Here is a 17449-nt window from a genome sequence, read left to right as displayed (position 1 = left end):
GGCCTAGTCTCGCCCCTGCGCGGACGGCCCCCGGACAGGGGGCCGCCGGACAAGGGGGCCCCGGCCGTCTCAGACGCGCGGGGGGCGGGATTCGTACGGGGTGGAGAGGACCACCGTGGTGCGGGTGGAGACGTGGGCCAGGGCGCGCAGGCGGCCCAAGAGGTCTTCCAGTTCCAGCGGGGAGCCCACGCGGACCTTGAGGATGTAGTTCTCGTCGCCCGCCACGCTGTGGCAGGCCTCGATCTCGGGTACGCCCGCCAGCCGGTCGGCGATGTCGTCGGGGGCACTCGGGTCGAACGGCTTGACCGAGATGAAGGCGGTCAGCGGCAGACCGACCGCCTCGGGGTCCACCACGGCCGCGTAGCCGCGGATCACTCCGCGCTGCTCCAGCCGGCGTACTCGCTGGTGGACCGCCGACGTGGACAGGCCCGTGGCCTTGCCCAGGTCCGTGTAGCTCATCCGCCCGTCCCGCACGAGCAGATCCACGATCTGGCGGTCCAACTCCTCCATTGCGCTCATAGCCGCTCAACCTAGGCCCAGAACCGCTCCAGGCCCAGCGCTGTCCACGCAGAAGTGGCACCTGCGCCGGGCATGTGACCAAGGCCACAAGGGTGTGGGGGCGTACTCCCCCCACTTGTGGTTACTCGTGCCGCGCGACGGGAAGTGCTTGCTGTGGCCGTGGCCGAAGAACCTTGCCCGCCCGGCCCACCCAAGGGGGAGTACATCCATGCTGAACACCAAGCGCTCCGGTCGCACCGAACCGGAGCCCCTCGAATCCTTCGACTACCCGGACGACGGGGAGTACCTCGAAGACGCCGAGGGGTTCGAGATCCACCACGCGGTCTGCCCCGACTGCGGACAGCCGATCGCCCTCGTCGCGGACGAGGAGCACCTGCCGCAGCACGCGCTGTGCCTGAGCCCGTGGAACCCCTTCGGGCTCACGGTCTGCGCGGGCACGGGCCGGCCGGTCTCGGACGCGCTGCCGATGGTGGGGCTGCTGCCGACGGAGCAGCAGGAGCTTGAGGTCGTGCACCTCAGCCTGCCGCAGGGGCTCGACTGGCGGACGCAGCCCTTCTCGCACGTCGGCGGTCCGGGCTCGCGTCCGCTCCGTTCGGCCGAGGCCGTGCTGCCCCAGATGCGTCAGCACGCGCAGGCCGCCTGAGGGCTCACCAATAGCTTCCCCGCACCATGGCGGCCAGGCTGGCGTGGTGCAGGATCAGCCCGTCCACCGCGTCCGGGTCGGCCGGGATCTCGACCTCCCCGAAGTGCGCCTGCCGGTAGGCGATGCGGAGCATCAGGATCCCGTGCCGCAGGGCCGCGTAGAGCGTGTGGAACTCCATGTCGCGCGGGGTGTGCCCGGTGAGTTCGGCGTACCGGCGCTCCACGTCCTCGCGGCGCAGGAAGTCCGGCAGACCGCTCTGGCCGAAGCCGACGGTCAGGTCCTGGAAGAACCGGTGGAGGTAGACCGTCCAGCCGAGGTCCACCTCGCGCGGGGCGCAGGCCGCCATCTCCCAGTCCAGGACGGCGACGGGCTCGAAGCCGTCGGGCCGGTAGACGACGTTGCCGATGCGGGCGTCCCCCCAGTTGAGGACGGCGGTGCCCTCTTCCGCCGGCCAGAGTTCCTCCAGCCGGGCGAAGGCCCGCTCCAGCAGGGGCGAGGGGGCCAGTCCTTCGACGACCCAGGCGTAGTGGGCGCGGCTCGCGTCGACGTGCCGGCGCAGCGGGCTTCCCGGGCCGGGCGGGAGGAGGAAGCGCGCCTCCTCGGCGGGGAACTGGTCGTGCAGCCGGGCCAGGAGGGAGATGCTCGCTTCCTGGAGCCGGGCGCGTTGGGTGTCGTCGGCGGCGTGCAGCCAGTTGCCCTCGTAGGTGTACGGCATGACGTCGGGCGGTACGCGGCCCTCGACGCGGGCCATGACGAAGAACGGCGCGCCGAGGGGAGCCGGGTCCTCCTCCAGCCACAGCACACGCGGGACGGGGAGGTCGGTGTGTTCGGCGACCAGGCTCATCACGCGGTGCTGGCGGGGCATGTCGTAGGTGGGGAAGACGGTGTAGGCGGCAGGGTCGGCCGCCAGGCGCAGGGCGCAGCCGCGGACGGGGGCGTCGGGGTGCTCGATGTCGAAGAGCAGGGTCTCGCTGGACATGCCGTTGGAGCCGGGCACGGAGGTGTTGGCGACCTTCGCGCCGGGGAGGCGGCCGTCGAGCCAGGCGGCGAGGCGGCGGCCGAGTTCCTCGGGCTCGCGGGTGGAGGTGCGGGGACGTGGTGCCGTGGCCATGAGTGAGCCCCTCTTCCTGTTTCCTTGTCCCGGTGGTGGCGGCGGTAACGGCGGCGACGCCGGTCAGGGCGCGACGGAGCCGTAGTCGGTGAAGCCGCTGGGGTCGTGGCGGCCGAAGCTGCCGTGCTCGAAGATGCCGAAGCCGGTGCGGCCGTCGAGGGTGAAGCGGGCCGCGTGGTCGGTGACTCCGAAGGCGGCCATGGGGTGCGCGGCCGGGTCGGAGAGGTCGTAGACGCGGCGGTCGATCCAGCCGCGGCCCTGCCAGGTGCCGTGCTGCCAGTCGGAGGCGGGCGGGTAGCCGGCGCCGACGGCGAGCGGGGAGGAAGCGAGGATCTCGACGCCGAGTTCCAGGGGCTTGCGGTCGGCGGGGTCGGTGAGGTGGACGACCGCGCTCTCGGGGTGGCGGCTGCCGGGGCGGTAGCGGATGTCGGTGTGCGGCCAGCCGAGTTGGACGTCGTGACGGCCGCTGTCCTCGGGGAAGACCTGGACGGCCTCGTTGAGGGTGCGGTGCCCGTCGGCGTCCTCCTGGGCGATGACCATGACGAAGCGGTCCTCGAAGCGGACGGGGATCCAGAGCCAGTGGAAGCCCTCGGGGCGGTTCTCCTCGGCGGCCCGGCCGCCGTCCTCGCCGGGTATGGGGCGCACGCCCCAGCTGCGGTCCCGGGTGCCGGTCCACTCCTCGCGGGTGAGGGTCGTCTCCTCGCCCTTGGCGCGGAGAGTGCCGGTGACGTTGCCCACCTGGACGAAGCGGCGCCCCTCCAGCATCAGGCGGTCGCCGCGCCGTTGGGTGTGGTGGGGCTCCCAGACGGCGGGGAACTCGGCGGTCCAGGTGACCTCGAAGGACAGTCCGTCGGGGTCCTCGGGGTCGGGCGCGCAGCGCAGGGTGAGCTGCTTGAGGGGGACGTCGACGGTGATGGAGAGCGGGCCGACGGAGAGGTCCGTGCGGTCGTCGGTGAGGGCGTCGGAGGCGCGGACGGCGTGGAGTTCGTCGCCCAGGCGCAGGGTGGCGTAGGCGTCGATGACGCCGGCGTTGGGGTAGACGCCGAGGCCGAGGATCAGGACGGCGCGGCCCGTGTGGTCGAAGACGTGGAAGATGCAGCGGTCATAGGCGTTCCGGTCCCCGGTGACCAGGTGCTTCATCGACAACGGGGCCTGGTGGATGGGGTATTCGTCGAGAGGGACGGGTCGGTCCGCGGGCATGGCAAACCTCCTGGGCGCAGGGGTGGGCGACGGCCGAGCGGATATGACGGTACGTCAGAAACCGTACGCGGGACCAGGGTTCTGGCACATCCTGACAGTGCGGCACGTCTGGCCACGGACCGCGCCCGGCCACCGTCCCCCGCCACCACGAAGGGCGCCCCGAGCCGACGGGGCGCGGAACGGGCGGAACGGGCGGAACGGGCGGAGCCGGCGGGACGAGCCGGGCGCGGAACGGGCCGGGCTGCGGCTGGGCGCGGCGCACGGGACGGGCCGGGCTGGTGGGACCCCTCGAACGGATGGGCCCTGGCGGGCGGGGGTGACCCGGCGCGCGCGTGTCGCGTTGGCCGGGCATGACCATCATCGATACGTCGACGCCGAGAGCGGGGCGCCGTAGGCGCGTCACGGGACCCGGCTCCGAAGAATCGGTTCAGCAGCGGCACCCCGACCCGCCGATCTACGGGGCCCTCCTGGCCCACTGGGCCGCCGAGGGGCGCACCCTGCCGGGGCGGCGCGATCCGGAGTGGTCCCGGATCGCCTCCTCCCCGATCTGGCCGACCGGGCCCCTCTACGGGGGCCCGTGAACCGACCGCCGTCCGGCCGCGCGGTGGGCCGGGCCGGGCCGCACACCGGGACGGACCGCGCGCGAGGCCGGGCCGCGCGCCGAGGCGGGCCCGACCGGCGGCGGCCTCAGCGGGTCTCGGGACCGGCCAGGTGGCGGGCGATGACCATGCGCTGGATCTGGTTGGTGCCCTCGACGATCTGGAGCACCTTCGCCTCGCGCATCAGGCGCTCGACGGGGAAGTCCGCGGTGTAGCCGTAGCCGCCGAGGATCTGCACCGCGTCGGTGGTGACGGACATGGCCGCGTCCGTGCAGAACAGCTTGGCCATCGCCGCCTGCCGGGAGAACGGCTTGCCCGCGTCCCGCAGCCGCGCCGCCGCGAGGTAGAGCGCCCGGCCCGCCTCGATCTTGGTGGCCATGTCGGCCAGCATGAACCGCAGCCCCTGGAAGTCCGCGATGGGATGCCCGAACTGCTTGCGGCCGAGCGCGTACTCCAGGGCCTCGTCCAGGGCCGCCTGGGCCACGCCCACCGCGCAGGCCGCGATCCCGAGACGGCCGGCGTCGAGGGCGGCGAGGGCGATGGTGAAGCCCTGGCCCTCCTCGCCGATGCGGCGCGCGTCGGGCACGCGGACCCCGTCGAAGTGCAGCTGGGCGGTGGGCGAGCCCTTCATGCCCATCTTCTTCTCCGGGACGGCGGCCGTGAGGCCCGCCGCGTCACCGGGCACGAGGAAGGCGGTGATGCCCTTGGGGCCCGGGGCTCCGGTGCGCGCGAGGACGGTGTAGAAGTCGGCGACCCCGCCGTGGGTGATCCACGCCTTGGTGCCGGTGATCACCCAGTCGTCGCCGTCCCGGACGGCCTTGGTGGTCAGCGAGGCCGCGTCCGAGCCGGCGGCCGGCTCGGAGAGGCAGTAGGCGCCGAGCAGCCCGCCGCCGAGCATGTCGGGCAGGTGGGCGGCGCGCTGCTCCTTGGTGCCGTACCCGGCGAGGCCGTGGCAGGCCAGGGAGTGGACGCTGACCCCGAGCCCGACGGTCAGGCGGGCCGCGGCGAGTTCCTCCAGCACCTGGAGGTAGACCTCGTAGGGCTGGTCTCCGCCGCCGTACTCTCCGGCGTAGGGCAGCCCGAGCAGTCCGGACTCGGACAGCAGGGTGAAGACCTCGCGGGGGAAGCGGCCGGTCTCCTCCTCGTCGGCGGCCCGGGGGCGGATCTCACGCTGGGCGATCTCTCGTACGAGCGTGAGGAGGTCCCGGGACTCCTCGGTGGGCAGCTGACGGTCCACCGGCTGCGGGGCGCGGTCGTTCATGGCGGCGCTCTCCTCCCTCGTTCGGGCACGGCGGCGACGCGTGAGGTGTGGGACGCGCCACCGGGTCTCGGTGCTCTCACAGCCGATGCTGCCCTTCCGGATCACGGAAGGGCGCGATGAGCGGCTGCGGCGGCTTGAGTATGCCCGATCAGGCGCTTTACGTCACCGGTTGGTGATCGGCATCGCTCTCGGGGGCGTACGGGGCCTCCCCGTCGGACGTCGGGGGCGCGGGGCACTCCGGGACGAACTCGGCGATCACGACGAGGGTCGCCCTCAGCTGGCGGACCAGCAGGGCGCCGAGCGCGGCCCGGTCGGGCCTGTCCCGCGCGTCCGGGGCACCGATCCAGTCGAGGGTGGCGCCCTCGACGCCGGAGAGCCAGCCCACGAGCGCGAGCCGGGCCAGCGGGGGGACCGTACGGCGGCCGTAGGCCCCTTCGGCGAGGGTGACCACCAGCTCTTCGCGGACCGCGTCGCGGATCGCCAGGACCTCGGCGTCGGAGCCGACGCCTCCGGTGACGATGGTCCGGTAGGCGGCGTGGTGGTGCTCGGCGTAGTGGAGGTAGCCGTCGATGGTGCGGCGGACCCGCTCGGCGCTCGGCAGGTCGGGCTCCCCGCCCGCGCGGGCCACGAGTTCGGCCACGGAGTCCTCGACGATGGCGAGGTAGTAGCCGCGCTTGCTCGTGAAGTAGTAGTAGATGAGCCCCTTGGCGACGCCGGCCTGCCGGGCGATGTCGTCCACGGAAAGGGCGTCGTACGAGGTGTCGGCGAACAACTTGCGCCCGATGGCTATGAGTTCGGCCTTCCGAACCTGCGATCGCTCGGTCGTGCCGCGCTGTTGACTATTATTCAAATTCGGCCCTAGCCTCGAACTGCCACAGGATGCCCGAAGTATGGCAGACCTGCGTGCCCCGCTCGTTTCGCACGTCACCGCGCTGATTCCCACCAAGACGTACGGGAGGCACCGACATGGGCAAGGACACGAGAGCGGCCGTCGAGGGCCGGGTCCACTGGAAGAGGACGGCCGTCGTCGCCGTACCCGCGGTGCTCGCCGTCGGGGCGATGGCCGTGGTCATGGCGCAGGGCGCGCTCGCCGCGTCGTTCGCCGTCTCGGGGACCAGTTTCCAGGTCTCCTCCTCGAAGTTGAGCAGCAAGGGGCTCGCCTCCTACGTGCAGACGGACCGCTCCGCCGACGGCAAGGGGCACCCCGTCGCCCTGCTCGGCATCGGCGAGGCCACGCTCAGCGACATCTGCCAGTCCGCCGTGGTGGACACCCCGGTGGGCAAGGTGGTCTTCAAACTGACCGCCGGCGGCCCCGCCGGGGAGGTGACCGCCGGCAGCCTGGTCATCGACGGGGAGGACCTCGAAGGCGACGCCGTCTTCGGCACGGCGCAGATCGGGAGGGACGCCTCCACCCTCGACCAGGTCGACGGGGTCAAGGGCGAGGCGGGCAAGTTCGGGCTCCAGGCCGGGAACATCGAGGTCGCCGGCGTGCGCTCGCACGCCTGGTCGGCGACCGGCGGGAACTTCCGGCTCAAGGGCATGAAGCTGAGCGTCAACCTGGACGGCAAGACGTGCTTCTAGGCCCGAGGCGCGGCCCGGGACCCCGGGGACGTGCACCGCTCGGGGGTTCCCGCCCCCGGGACGCGGACGCTCCGCGCGTAGTGCACAGCGGGGCCGGGCGGACCGAGCGGGGCCGGCTGCGGGGCGGGCGGCCCGCGCCGGGCGGGCGGCGGGGCGGCGGGTGGCTGGAGCGGCGGCTCCCGTGGCCCGGCCACCGGGCGCGGCTGCGCGCGTGGCGGCGTACCCGGCCCTTCTGGGGCGGGCTGCTGCTGGTGCTGGGCGGGGCCGAGCTGCTGCTCGTACCGCTCTCCCCGCTGACGGTGCTGGTCAGCCTGGGGCTGGGCGGGATCGCGGCCATCGGGATCGGGGTCGCGCTGATCGCTGCGGGGCTGTTCCTGTGGTTCCTGCCGCAGGCCCGGGCCTACGTGTCGGTGCACGCGCTGCTGCTGTCGGTGCTGTCGTTCGTGGCCACCAACCTGGGCGGGTTCCTCGTCGGCATGCTGCTCGGCATCGCGGGGAGCGCGCTGGCCTTCGGCTGGACGCCGGTGCCCGGACCGGAGGCCGGGGAGGAGGATCCGTACGCGGCCCGGCCGGACGGCGGGGGGCGGCGCGCCCTGGCCGCCGCGCTGCCGGTGGTGCTGCTGGCGGGGATGGCCACGGGGGCGCCGCAGGCGCGGGCCGCGTCGACCCAGGGGCCTCCGTCGGCCGCCCGGACTCCCCCGACGGTGACCACCTCGCTCTTCGCGCCGCAGGGGTTCGCCCTGGCCGGGATCACCGAGGTGCCCACGGCGGACGGTCCGCGCAGGGTGCTCGTGCTGAAGATGGCGGCGGCTTCGCTGCGCGACTACCGGCTGCGCACCCGGGACGGCGGCGACGAGTACGGACTCTCGGCGGACTCCCTGGAGCTGCGCGGGGACGTCACGCTCTACCTGACCCGCTTCAGCGGCTGCATCGAGGGGCTGCTGTGCGTGACCTTCAGCCCGGACGGGCTGCCCGCTCCCCCGGTGATCCCGCCGTTCGTGTTCATGACCCGGGTGAGCGCGGAGCAGGCGCTGGTCACCTCGGACGTGATCGTCACCGACGGGCTGCGGCTGGAGGCGGGGGCTACAGCCAGCCGATCTGGGTGACGAACATGGCGAGGACGACCACCAGGGTCCAGCCGAGCACGTGCTCCAGCCAGGAGGAGTCTTCCTTGGGGCCGCCGGTGCCGACGAGGCTGCGGGCGCGGGCGGTGAGGGCGGCGGTGTGTGCGGTCATGCCGTCCAATGTGCCGGCGTTCGCGGCATTCGCGGAAGAGACGATCGTCACGGGTGGCGCGCGTCACGCGGCGGGGCCCCGGAGGGTCCGAGGATCCTCCGGGGCCCCGCCGCGCGTGGCGGTTCCCGGTCAGACGGCCCCTTCGCGCCGGTTCCCGCCCATGGCCACCATGGCGAGGCCCAGGCACAGGGCGATCGCGCCGGTGATGACGTTGCTGACGACGCTGCGGGTCGTGTCCATCTCCCCGGCGATGACCCAGGGCGCGACGATCGTCCACGCGCCGATGGCGACCGCGGTCCACGCCATGGCGTGGGTGCGCTCGTACGCCGAACCCAGCCCGCCCATGCACAGGCAGAACGCCAAGCCGGCGATGAGGTTGTTGACGGCGAGCGGGCCCAGGACGCTGAACCCGGCGATCCACGGCGACGCGGCCAGGTACAGGCCCGTGATCAGGGCCAGTGCCTCCACGGCCTGCGCGGCGGGAGTGCTCGTCACCCGCTCGAACCGGGTGCGCATCTCGGCGAGGTCGGGGTGGTGTTCGATGCTCGGATGGGTGGTCATGATGGGCTTCCTCCTCCTGAGAACCCTTACACGCCCTTTATTCCCAGATTGCCCCGATTCAGCCCTATGGGTCAGTGCGATTTTCAGAGCACTCCGACCGCTCGGAGCGCGGTCAGCTGGGCCTGGTTCGGGCGGGCCGGTCCGTAGAGGTAGCAGACCCCGCCGCTGCCCGAGACGGTCTTCCCGGCGGCGTTGAGGCGCTTGGTCCGCAGCCAGATGTTCTCGAATTCCCGGCGCTTGTAGACCCGGCGCACGGCCTGGTTGTCGGCGGAGTTGGGGTCGTTGGCGACGACGTCCCCGGCGGCGGTGAAGCCGATCACCGTCATCAGGTGGCCCGCCGTGCCGTAGCCCGCTCCGGTCAGTTCGCCGGGAAGGAAGGACTGGGAGGTGATGGCGGGGACGCCCGCCCGTACGAGGGCCTCCAGGTCGGAGAGGGAGTCGAGCCGGGTGACGACCCCGCCGAGGCCGCTGTAGGTGGCCGCGTAGGCGGCGTTGAAGGACCAGTTGCCGCAGCCCTTGTACGCGGCGTCGTAGGTGGAGCGGGCCGCGTGACAGACCTGGGGATCGCTGTAGCGCGGGTTCACCCAGGCCACGGCCTTGGCACTGGCCCGCCCTCCCCAGAACTCGACGATCATCTGCGAGGAGGTCGGACTGCACCAGGCCTCGCCGCCGTTGTCGTACTCGGGGTAGCGGCCGGCGTGCACCTCCTGGGAGTAGCGCGGGACCTTCAGCTCGTGCGCCGTTCCGGAGGGGGCCGAGGCCGGGACGGTGAAGCGGTCCGGGACGTCCGAGGCCATGGCTCCGGCCAGCCACACCCGGGGGGTCACGTCGGTGCCGGGCTTGCGGTACAGGGTCAGCCGGAGCTGCCAGCGGGCGACGCGCGCCCCGCCCGCGGGGGCGTCCACGGCCAGGGTGTCGGTCCACACCGTGCTGCGGCCGTCGCTCTGGCCGTCGACCGAGGTGCGGCGGACGTCGGTCTCCGAAGAGGCCCAGCGGCCCATGACGTACCAGGGGGTGGTCGCGCCGTCGGCGTAGGTGCCGCGCAGCTCGATCCGGATCCAGGTGCCGGCGGGGGTGCGGGCGTTCCAGGAGGCGATGACCTCGGTGGCCGGGACGGCGGAGCGGTGGAGGGGCGAGGTCCAGGAGGCGTACTCCCAGGTGGACTTCCTCCCGGTGTGCGGGTCGGTGTATGCGGAGCGGCCGGCCGGGGTGGTGAGTTCCAGGCCGGGGCGGGTCCCCGCGACGGCGGCGGTTCCCCGGTGGGTGCCGGCCAGCCAGTGCTCGTACGTGGACCAGAAGCGGTTGTCGACGCTCCGGGCCGGGGCCGCGCCCCGGGCGGGGGCGGCCGAGGCCCGGCCCCCGGCGGGGAGCGCGGTGGCGGTGGCGGCGGCGAGGGCGACGGCCAGCAGGGCGCGGCGCGGCGTGGATGCGGTCATCGGTGTGGCCCCCAGGGCTCGGTGCGGTGGATCGGCGCGTCCACCCTTCCAGTTCCCGACCCCCGGGCGCCGAAGCCGCGCGGCCGTGTCGGGGGCGAGCACGGGCGGAACCGGTCGGCGCGGGCAGGCGGGCGGGCGGGCGCGGCCGGCGGGCCGGGACTGCCGGGCGGGCGGTCTGCCGGGCGGGCGGTCCGGGCGCCGTACGCTGGCCGGGTGGAGCCACAGCAGTCACTCGAATCACTCGCGCGGGAGCTTGCCGCCCTGCCGCCCTCCCTCGGGCCGGTCCGGGTGATCGGCGTCGACGGGCACGCCGGGTCCGGGAAGAGCACGTTCGCGGGCCGGCTCGCGCAGGCACTGGGCGGGGCTCCGGTGCTGCGCCTGGACGACGTGGCCACCCACGAGGAGCTGTTCGGCTGGGAGCGGCGGCTGCGGGAGGAGGTCTTGGAGCCCCTGTCGGCGGGTCGCACCGCGCACTGGGCCCCGTACGACTGGGTGGAGCGGCGCTTCGGTCCGCCGCGCGCGTTGGAACCGGCGCCGGTGCTGATCGTCGAGGGGGTCGGAGCCGGGAGGCGGGCGCTGCGCCCGTGGCTGGCGCGGCTGCTGTGGATGGAGACCCCGCGTGCGCAGTCGTGGGGGCGCGGGCGAAACCGGGACGGGCGCGAACTTTCCGACTTCTGGGACGGATGGGAGCGCGCCGAGCTCGCGCACTTCTCAGACGATCCTTCGCGCCCCTACGCGAACGCTCTGGTACGCCAGAGCGGTACGGGATACGAGTGGACTTCCGTGACCACTGCGACGGCTGAAAACGCCGCTTCGGTGACGGAAGGTGACGGACTCCCCCAGGCCTGAGCCGGCCCGGGAACGCGCCATCACGGGCCTCCTCCGAGCCGCTTGACCGCGCCCCGGGAACGGCCTTACGTTCTGAAGGCGGGGCCTGCAAAGGCCGCCGCGGACGCGGAGCCCCCGGTTGTTCCCCCGTGATCGGGGGCTTCGCCCCGTCCCGGAGCGACCCGGTCCGGGCGCCCGGCGGGTCGCCGTACCGCCCGATCCTCACCCTGCGTTACCCTGCCGGTCCGGGGCGCACCCTCGAACCGAGCCCACCGCACCCTGGGTAAGGTGCGTCACCGCAGGTACGATGCACCCCTGATTTCATCGGCGGAGTGGGCAACTCACGCGCTCCGCGCGCGGGTTGCCGCGCACCACGGGGCAGGCTTGTGGGGGATGTGATGGACTTCGGCATGCCGGGCAGCGCACCCGCCCCGGCCGAACTCGCCTGGCTGCGCGGGGTGGACGCCTGCACGATGGGCGCCTATCCCCAGGCCGAGGAGGAGTTCCGCACGGCAGTCGGGTTGGATCCCACCATGGCGGACGCCTGGCTGGGGCTCCACGCGCTGCGCGTGGACACCACCAACGCGTTATTGCGCATGTACGCCCACCGGGACCGCTTCGGGGAACAACGAACCCGCCACCGGCGGACCCTCAACTCCTGGTACTGGCTGGGCTGGTGGGTGCAGCCGGTACTGGAGAGCCGCCGCGACCTGCTGCTGGCCCACGCCTCGCACTGGCTGGACGGACGGCACGTGCCCGAGCTGGACCAGGCCCTGGCGGCGCTCCCGCCCGTGGACACCGACCCGCAGGTGCGCTTCCTGCACGCCTGTCGGGCCTACCTGGTCAAGGACTGGGAGCAACTCGTACGCCACACCGAGCCGCTGGTGGACGACCCGCTCCTCGGCATCGAGGCCGGGCTCTTCGGCGGGATGGCCCGGGTCCGCCTGGAAATGTACGGGCAGGCCGAGCCCATGCTGTCGGCGGCCCTGATGCGCTGTCGCAGCGAGCAGCCGCAGCGCAAGGAGCTGCGCTACTGGCTGGCGCGCGCCCACGAGGGCACCGGGCGCAGCGCCGCCGCCCTGCCGCTGTACCGGGCGGTGCACCGGGTGGATCCGGCGTTCATGGACACGGCGGCGCGCCTGACGGCCATCGAGGACGGTGACGACGGCGACGGCATGGCCGGGCTGGCCGGGTACGCGGGCTATGGCGGCCACAGCGTCGAGGGCTTCGCCGGGCAGGGCCTGTTCCCCGCCGGCGGAGACTTCACGGCGGTGGCGTTGGGCCCCGGCGGGGGCATCGGGGGCGGTCCCGGCGGCGGTCCCGTCCAGGACATCGCCCCGGACGGCCAGGCGGAGGCGGATTCGCCGCTGCCCGGGGACCCGCAGGACCCGAGGTTCGGTCCCGTCGGGCCGGGCGCGGGCCGGCCCGTGGACGTACGGCACAAGGTGTCCGTGCCCCCGCAGGGCGCCCCCGGCGGGCTGCCCCCCGGGCCCTCCGATCCGCGGGCGCTGGCCGACGCCCTGGCGGAGCTGGAGCGGATGGTGGGGCTGGAGCCGGTGAAGCGGCAGGTGAAGGCCCTGTCGGCGCAGTTGCACATGGCCAGGTTGCGGGCGGCCCAGGGGCTCCCGGTCCAGCCGCCCAAGCGGCACTTCGTCTTCTCGGGACCGTCCGGTACCGGCAAGACCACGGTGGCGCGGATCCTGGGCCGGGTGTTCTACGCGCTCGGCCTGCTGGGCGGGGACCATCTGGTGGAGGCCCAACGGGCCGATCTGGTCGGCGAGTTCCTCGGGCAGACGGCGGTGAAGGCGAACGATCTGATCGATTCGGCGATCGGCGGGGTGCTCTTCGTGGACGAGGCCTACAGCCTGTCCAACTCGGGCTACAGCAAGGGCGACGCGTACGGGGACGAGGCCCTCCAGGTGCTGCTCAAGCGGGCCGAGGACAACCGGGACCACCTGGTGGTGATCCTGGCCGGCTACCCGGCGGGGATGGACCGGCTGCTCAACACCAACCCGGGCCTGTCCTCGCGGTTCACCACCCGGGTGGACTTCCCCAGCTACCGGCCGGCGGAGCTGACCTCCATCGGCGGGGTGCTGGCCGACGCGAACGGCGACCACTGGGACGACGAGGCCCTGGAGGAGCTGCGCAGCATCAGCGGGCACGTGGTCGAGCAGGGCTGGATCGACGAGCTGGGCAACGGCCGTTTCCTGCGCACCCTCTACGAGAAGAGCTGCGCCTACCGGGACCTGCGGCTGGCGGGCTTCGCCGGAGAGCCCTCGCGCGACGACCTCGCCACCCTGCGGCTGGCCGACCTGATGCAGGCGTACGGGGAGGTCCTGTCGGGCCGCGGCCCGCAGGACCGCCAGGACCCCCTGGCCTGACGAAGGCCCGCACCGCCCCGGCGTTCCGGGGTGGTACGGGCCTTCGGACGTGTTCCGGGCGGCCGAGGGGCGGCGTCGCCCCCGGTCGAAGGAGACGGCCTACGCGCTGCGGACGTACACGCGGTGCGAGGGGTCGCGCACCTCGCCGACCAGCATTTCGAGGACGTCCTCCAGGGCGACCAGCCCCAGCACCCGTCCGCCCGGGTCGGCGACCTGGGCCAGATGGGTGGCGTCGCGCCGCATGACGCTCAGGGCGTCGTCCAGCGGCAGGGTGGAGCACAGGGTGGTCATCCGGCGCCACACCCGCTGGGGCACGGCCCGCTCGCGCTCCTCCAGGTCGAGGACGTCCTTGACGTGGAGGTAGCCCATGAAGGCGCCGCTCTCGGCTCGGACGGGGAAGCGGGAGTAGCCGGTGCGCACCGTCAGCTGCTCGATCTGGCGCGGGGTGACCGCCGGGCCGACGGTGACCAGCTTGCCCGGGGACAGCAGGACGTCGGTGACCGGGCGGCTGCCCAGTTCGAGGGCGTCCTCCAGGCGTTCCTGCTCGACCGGTTCGAGGAGCCCGGCCTGCCGGGAGTCCTTGAGCAGCCGGCCGAGCTGGGCCCTGGTGTAGACGGCCTCGACCTCGTCCTTGGGCTCCACCTTGAAGAGCCGCAGGACGAACGCGGCGCAGGAGCCCAGCGCGCTGGTCACCGGCCCGCACACGCGGGCGAAGGCGACCAGGCCGGGGCTGAACCAGAGGGAGGTCTTCTCGGGGGCGGCCATGGCGAGGTTCTTGGGGACCATCTCGCCGATGACCAAGTGCAGGAAGATCACCGCTGCCAGCGCGACGGCGTACCCCAGCGGGTGGACGAGCCCCTCGGGGACGTGCACCGCGTGGAAGAGGGGCTCCAGGAGCCGGGCCACGGTGGGCTCGGCGACCGCGCCGAGGGTCAGCGAGCAGATGGTGATGCCGAACTGCGCGGCGGCCATCATGCGCGGCAGGTTCTCCAGGCCGTACAGCACCTGGCGGGCCCGCTTGGACTCGGCGGCGAGGGGCTCGATCTGACTGCGGCGTACGGAGACGAGTGCGAACTCGGCGCCGACGAAGAAGCCGTTGGCCAGGACGAGGAGCAGGGCGAACAGGAGCTGGAGGACGTTCACCGGCCACCCACCGACTGCAGTTGCGCGTGCGCCCCGAGGAGTTCGGCGGAATCCGTGGCGGGCGCGGTGCGCACCAGCCGGACCCGTTCGGCGCGGTAGCGGCCGACCTGGCGGACGGACAGCTTCCAGCCGGGCAGCTCGGCGCGGTCCCCGGGGGCGGGGATGCGTCCGAGCAGGTCGGCGACGAGGCCGGCGACGGTCTCGTAGGGGCCTTCGGGGACTTCGAGGCCTATGCGGCGCAGGGTCTGGACGCGGCAGCTGCCGTCGGCCTCCCAGGAGGGGCGGCCGTCCTCGGCGGCCACGGCGGCCAGCTCGGGGGTGCGGTCCTCGGCGACGTCGTGCTCGTCGCGGACCTCGCCGACGAGTTCCTCCACGATGTCCTCCAGGGTGACGACTCCGGCGGTGCCGCCGTACTCGTCGACCACGACGGCCATGGGCTGCTCGCTGCGCAGCCGCTCCAGGAGGGGCTGCACCGGCAGGGAGCCGGGTACGAGGAGCGGGGCGACGCAGATCCGGGCGACCGTGGTGCGGGCGCGTTCGGACTCGGGCACGGCGAGGGCGTCCTTGAGGTGGACGACGCCGGTGACCTCGTCGATGCGGTCGCGGTAGACGGGGAAGCGGGACAGCCCGGTGGCGCGGGTCAGGTTCAGCACGTCGGCCGCGGTGGCCGTGTGCTGGAGGGCGCTGACCTTCACCCGGGGGGTCATGACGTGCTGGGCGGTCAGCTCGCCCAGCGAGAGGGTCCGTACGAAGAGGTCGGCGGTGTCCTGTTCGAGGGCGCCTGCCTGGGCCGAATGGCGGACCAGGGAGACCAGTTCGCCGGGGGTGCGGGCCGAGGCCATCTCCTCGGTGGGCTCCACTCCGAGCGCCCGTACGAGACGGTTCGCGACGGCGTTGAGCGCGGCGATGACGGGCCGGAAGGCCCGGGAGAAGACCTGCTGCGGTCCGGCCACGAAGCGGGCCACCTGGAGCGGCCGGGAGACCGCCCAGTTCTTCGGGACGAGTTCCCCGACGACCATCTGGACGGCGGAGGCGAGGAGCATGCCGATGACCACGGCCACGCCGGGGACGGCGCCCTCGGGCAGTCCGGTCGCGGCGAGGGGTCCGGACAGCAGGACCGCCAGGGCCGGTTCGGCGAGCATGCCGACGACGAGGGAGGTGATGGTGATGCCGAGCTGGGTGCCGGAGAGCTGGAAGGACAACTCGCTCAGGGCACTGACGACCGTACGGGCACGGCGGTCGCCTTCGGCGGCGGCGCGTTCGGCCTCGGGTCTCTCCACGGTGACGAGGCCGAATTCGGCCGCCACGAAGAAACCGTTGGCGAGGATCAGGGCGAAGGCCGCCAGGAGCAGGAGTAGCGGGATGGTCATGCCGCCGCCTCCGGAGGGAGGGCGGCGCGTGTACTACCGGACGATCCGTCCATTGCTGGAGGGAGTCACTCCTCTGGTCGATGGTGCCCACGGGCCACGGGGTCCCGGGGCGGTGTGGAGGGCGCGGTGTCGCGTCCCGCCACCAGGGTAGTCACTGAGGTCGCGGCCGCAATGGGACGCAGCGACGAGGCTCGGCCCGCTCAGTGGTCGTTTGCGCCGGTTCCCCTGGTTTCGGCCAGTGCGCGCAGGGCGCGGGCGTCACTGATCGCCTGGGCCCTGGCCACGCCGGGCTGGATCCCGAGTGCGGGGAGGCTGGTGCCGTCGTTGAGGTCCAGGAAGACCCACGCGTCGCCGGGGCGGAGGTTGACGCGCAGGATCTGCGCCCATTCCAGGCGGCGGGTGGTGGTCAGGTTGACGACGGTGACCCCGTCCTCGTCGGCGACCACCTTGGGGCGGCTGAGCAGGACGAGGACGGAACTGAGCAGTACGGCGGTGAAGACGAAGCTGACGCGCTCACCGGGGCTGAGGGTCTCCAGGATCACGGCGATGGCCGTGATGGTGACGAACATGGCGAGCCCGACGCCCAGCAGCACCGCCCGGGTGCGGGTCGGCCGGAAGGTGACCGGCAGGGTGGGCGGGACGGAGGGGGCGGCGGGCTCGCTCATGGCGCTGGTGATGCCTTCTTCGTGGTGGTGCGGGTCAGAGACGGCAGGCGTGGATGGAGGTGGTGAGGATCGCGCGCGCGCCGAGCTCGTACAGGTCGTCCATGATCCGCTGGGCCTCCTTGGCGGGGACCATGGCGCGGACGGCGACCCAGCCCTCGTTGTGAAGGGGCGAGACGGTCGGCGACTCCAGGCCCGGGGTGAGGGCGACCGCCCGCTCCAGGTGCTCGGCGCGGCAGTCGTAGTCCATCATCACGTAGCTGCGGGCCACCAGGACGCCTTGGAGGCGGCGCAGGAACTGCTGCGCGCGCGGGTCCTCGGGGTCGGAGGCGTTGCTGCGGATGACGACGGCCTCGGAGGTCATGATCGGCTCGCCGATGACCTCCAGGCCGGCGTTGCGCAGGCTGGTGCCGGTCTCGACGACGTCCGCGATGATCTGGGCCACGCCGAGCTGGATCGCGGTCTCGACCGCGCCGTCGAGGTGGACGACGGAGGCGTCGATCCCCTTCTCGGCGAGGTGCTTGGCGACGATTCCCTCGTAAGAGGTGGCGATCGTCATCCCGGTGAAGTCCTCGGGGCCCTTCGCCGTGCCGGGAATGGTGGCGTAGCGGAAGGTGGAGCGCCCGAAGTTCAGCGGCAGGATCTCCTCGGCGCTGGCGCCGGAGTCGAGCAGCAGGTCACGCCCGGTGATGCCGATGTCGAGGCGGCCCGAGGAGACGTAGATCGCGATGTCCTTGGGACGGAGGTAGAAGAACTCCACCTCGTTCTCGGGGTCGACGACCACGAGTTCCTTGGACTCCTTGCGCATCCGGTAGCCGGCCTCATGGAGCATCGCCGCCGCCGGTCCGGAGAGTGAACCCTTGTTGGGGACGGCGATGCGCAGCATGGGGCTTCCTTTGGGGCGTGGGTGCTTGGAAC

Annotated in this window: 18 protein-coding genes; 6 read left to right on the top strand and 12 right to left on the bottom strand. The window is 73.0% G+C overall.

Annotated elements, in window-relative coordinates; translation table 11 throughout:
* Nucleotides 1-69: 69 nt before the first annotated feature.
* A complete protein-coding gene (locus ACIOD1_RS31080; RefSeq protein WP_365627893.1) occupies nucleotides 70-510 on the bottom strand; it encodes an Lrp/AsnC family transcriptional regulator in 441 nt (146 codons plus the stop codon).
* 217 nt (nucleotides 511-727) lie between these two features.
* On the opposite strand from ACIOD1_RS31080, the gene ACIOD1_RS31075 reads away from it, so the two are divergent.
* Nucleotides 728-1162, top strand: a complete 435-nt coding sequence (locus ACIOD1_RS31075; RefSeq protein ID WP_365627776.1) for a hypothetical protein — start codon at nucleotides 728-730, stop codon at nucleotides 1160-1162.
* 4 nt (nucleotides 1163-1166) lie between these two features.
* Here the strand turns inward: ACIOD1_RS31075 and ACIOD1_RS31070 are convergent, their stop codons facing one another.
* Together ACIOD1_RS31070 and ACIOD1_RS31065 are read right to left on the bottom strand one after the other, a co-directional pair.
* Nucleotides 1167-2273 carry a phosphotransferase family protein gene (locus ACIOD1_RS31070; protein WP_401906072.1) on the bottom strand — a complete coding sequence of 369 codons (1107 nt, stop codon included), beginning with the start codon at nucleotides 2271-2273 and terminating at the stop codon, nucleotides 1167-1169.
* Nucleotides 2274-2336: 63 nt separating this feature from the next.
* Nucleotides 2337-3473, bottom strand: a complete 1137-nt coding sequence (locus ACIOD1_RS31065) for a hypothetical protein (RefSeq protein ID WP_365627782.1) — start codon at nucleotides 3471-3473, stop codon at nucleotides 2337-2339.
* A 350-nt stretch (nucleotides 3474-3823) separates the two neighbouring features.
* On the opposite strand from ACIOD1_RS31065, the gene ACIOD1_RS31060 reads away from it, so the two are divergent.
* Nucleotides 3824-4054: a hypothetical protein gene (locus ACIOD1_RS31060; protein WP_365627785.1), complete on the top strand. Its 231-nt coding sequence runs from the start codon at nucleotides 3824-3826 to the stop codon at nucleotides 4052-4054.
* 106 nt (nucleotides 4055-4160) lie between these two features.
* Here ACIOD1_RS31060 and ACIOD1_RS31055 read toward each other — a convergent pair whose 3' ends face one another.
* On the bottom strand, nucleotides 4161-5333 hold the full coding sequence (locus ACIOD1_RS31055) for an acyl-CoA dehydrogenase family protein (RefSeq protein ID WP_365627788.1): 1173 nt from the start codon (nucleotides 5331-5333) through the stop codon (nucleotides 4161-4163).
* A gap of 157 nt (nucleotides 5334-5490) precedes the next feature.
* Complete coding sequence (locus tag ACIOD1_RS31050) at nucleotides 5491-6183, bottom strand: TetR/AcrR family transcriptional regulator (RefSeq protein WP_365627791.1); 693 nt, start codon at nucleotides 6181-6183, stop codon at nucleotides 5491-5493.
* Between the two features lie 116 nt (nucleotides 6184-6299).
* On the opposite strand from ACIOD1_RS31050, the gene ACIOD1_RS31045 reads away from it, so the two are divergent.
* Nucleotides 6300-6914: a DUF6230 family protein gene (locus ACIOD1_RS31045; RefSeq protein WP_365627794.1), complete on the top strand. Its 615-nt coding sequence runs from the start codon at nucleotides 6300-6302 to the stop codon at nucleotides 6912-6914.
* Between the two features lie 80 nt (nucleotides 6915-6994).
* On the top strand, nucleotides 6995-8020 hold the full coding sequence (locus ACIOD1_RS31040) for a DUF6114 domain-containing protein (RefSeq protein ID WP_365627797.1): 1026 nt from the start codon (nucleotides 6995-6997) through the stop codon (nucleotides 8018-8020).
* Here ACIOD1_RS31040 and ACIOD1_RS31035 read toward each other — a convergent pair.
* The 3 genes from ACIOD1_RS31035 to ACIOD1_RS31025 all read right to left on the bottom strand — a co-directional run bounded on the left by ACIOD1_RS31035 (nucleotide 7998) and on the right by ACIOD1_RS31025 (nucleotide 10147).
* Entirely contained in the window at nucleotides 7998-8150 is a 153-nt protein-coding gene (locus ACIOD1_RS31035) for an SCO1431 family membrane protein (RefSeq protein ID WP_365627800.1), read from the bottom strand. The two genes, ACIOD1_RS31040 and ACIOD1_RS31035, sit on opposite strands and share 23 nt — an antisense overlap.
* Before the next feature lie 129 nt (nucleotides 8151-8279).
* Complete coding sequence (locus ACIOD1_RS31030; RefSeq protein WP_365627803.1) at nucleotides 8280-8711, bottom strand: SPW repeat protein; 432 nt, start codon at nucleotides 8709-8711, stop codon at nucleotides 8280-8282.
* Between the two features lie 83 nt (nucleotides 8712-8794).
* Entirely contained in the window at nucleotides 8795-10147 is a 1353-nt protein-coding gene (locus ACIOD1_RS31025) for a peptidase C39 family protein (protein ID WP_365627806.1), read from the bottom strand.
* A gap of 213 nt (nucleotides 10148-10360) precedes the next feature.
* Here ACIOD1_RS31025 and ACIOD1_RS31020 point away from each other — a divergent pair, with 213 nt between their 5' ends.
* Entirely contained in the window at nucleotides 10361-10996 is a 636-nt protein-coding gene (locus ACIOD1_RS31020) for a hypothetical protein (protein ID WP_365627809.1), read from the top strand.
* A 377-nt stretch (nucleotides 10997-11373) separates the two neighbouring features.
* Nucleotides 11374-13356: an AAA family ATPase gene (locus ACIOD1_RS31015; protein ID WP_365627812.1), complete on the top strand. Its 1983-nt coding sequence runs from the start codon at nucleotides 11374-11376 to the stop codon at nucleotides 13354-13356.
* 99 nt (nucleotides 13357-13455) lie between these two features.
* Here ACIOD1_RS31015 and ACIOD1_RS31010 read toward each other — a convergent pair whose 3' ends face one another.
* The 4 genes from ACIOD1_RS31010 to hisG form a co-directional block, all read right to left on the bottom strand.
* The gene (locus tag ACIOD1_RS31010) at nucleotides 13456-14499 is read right to left on the bottom strand and encodes a hemolysin family protein (RefSeq protein ID WP_365627814.1); all 1044 of its coding nucleotides are present in this window, start codon (nucleotides 14497-14499) and stop codon (nucleotides 13456-13458) included.
* Entirely contained in the window at nucleotides 14496-15869 is a 1374-nt protein-coding gene (locus ACIOD1_RS31005) for a hemolysin family protein (RefSeq protein ID WP_401906068.1), read from the bottom strand. The genes ACIOD1_RS31010 and ACIOD1_RS31005 overlap by 4 nt, the downstream gene beginning before the upstream one ends.
* A 200-nt stretch (nucleotides 15870-16069) precedes the next feature.
* A complete protein-coding gene (locus ACIOD1_RS31000; RefSeq protein WP_401906067.1) occupies nucleotides 16070-16534 on the bottom strand; it encodes a PH domain-containing protein in 465 nt (154 codons plus the stop codon).
* A gap of 34 nt (nucleotides 16535-16568) precedes the next feature.
* The gene (gene hisG / locus ACIOD1_RS30995) at nucleotides 16569-17417 is read right to left on the bottom strand and encodes an ATP phosphoribosyltransferase (RefSeq protein WP_365627823.1); all 849 of its coding nucleotides are present in this window, start codon (nucleotides 17415-17417) and stop codon (nucleotides 16569-16571) included.
* Between the last annotated feature and the right edge of the window lie 32 nt (nucleotides 17418-17449).

The organism is Streptomyces sp. NPDC088097, from assembly GCF_044741845.1.
Classification (GTDB): domain Bacteria; phylum Actinomycetota; class Actinomycetes; order Streptomycetales; family Streptomycetaceae; genus Streptomyces.
This window is presented reverse-complemented; position numbering and strand designations above follow the sequence as displayed.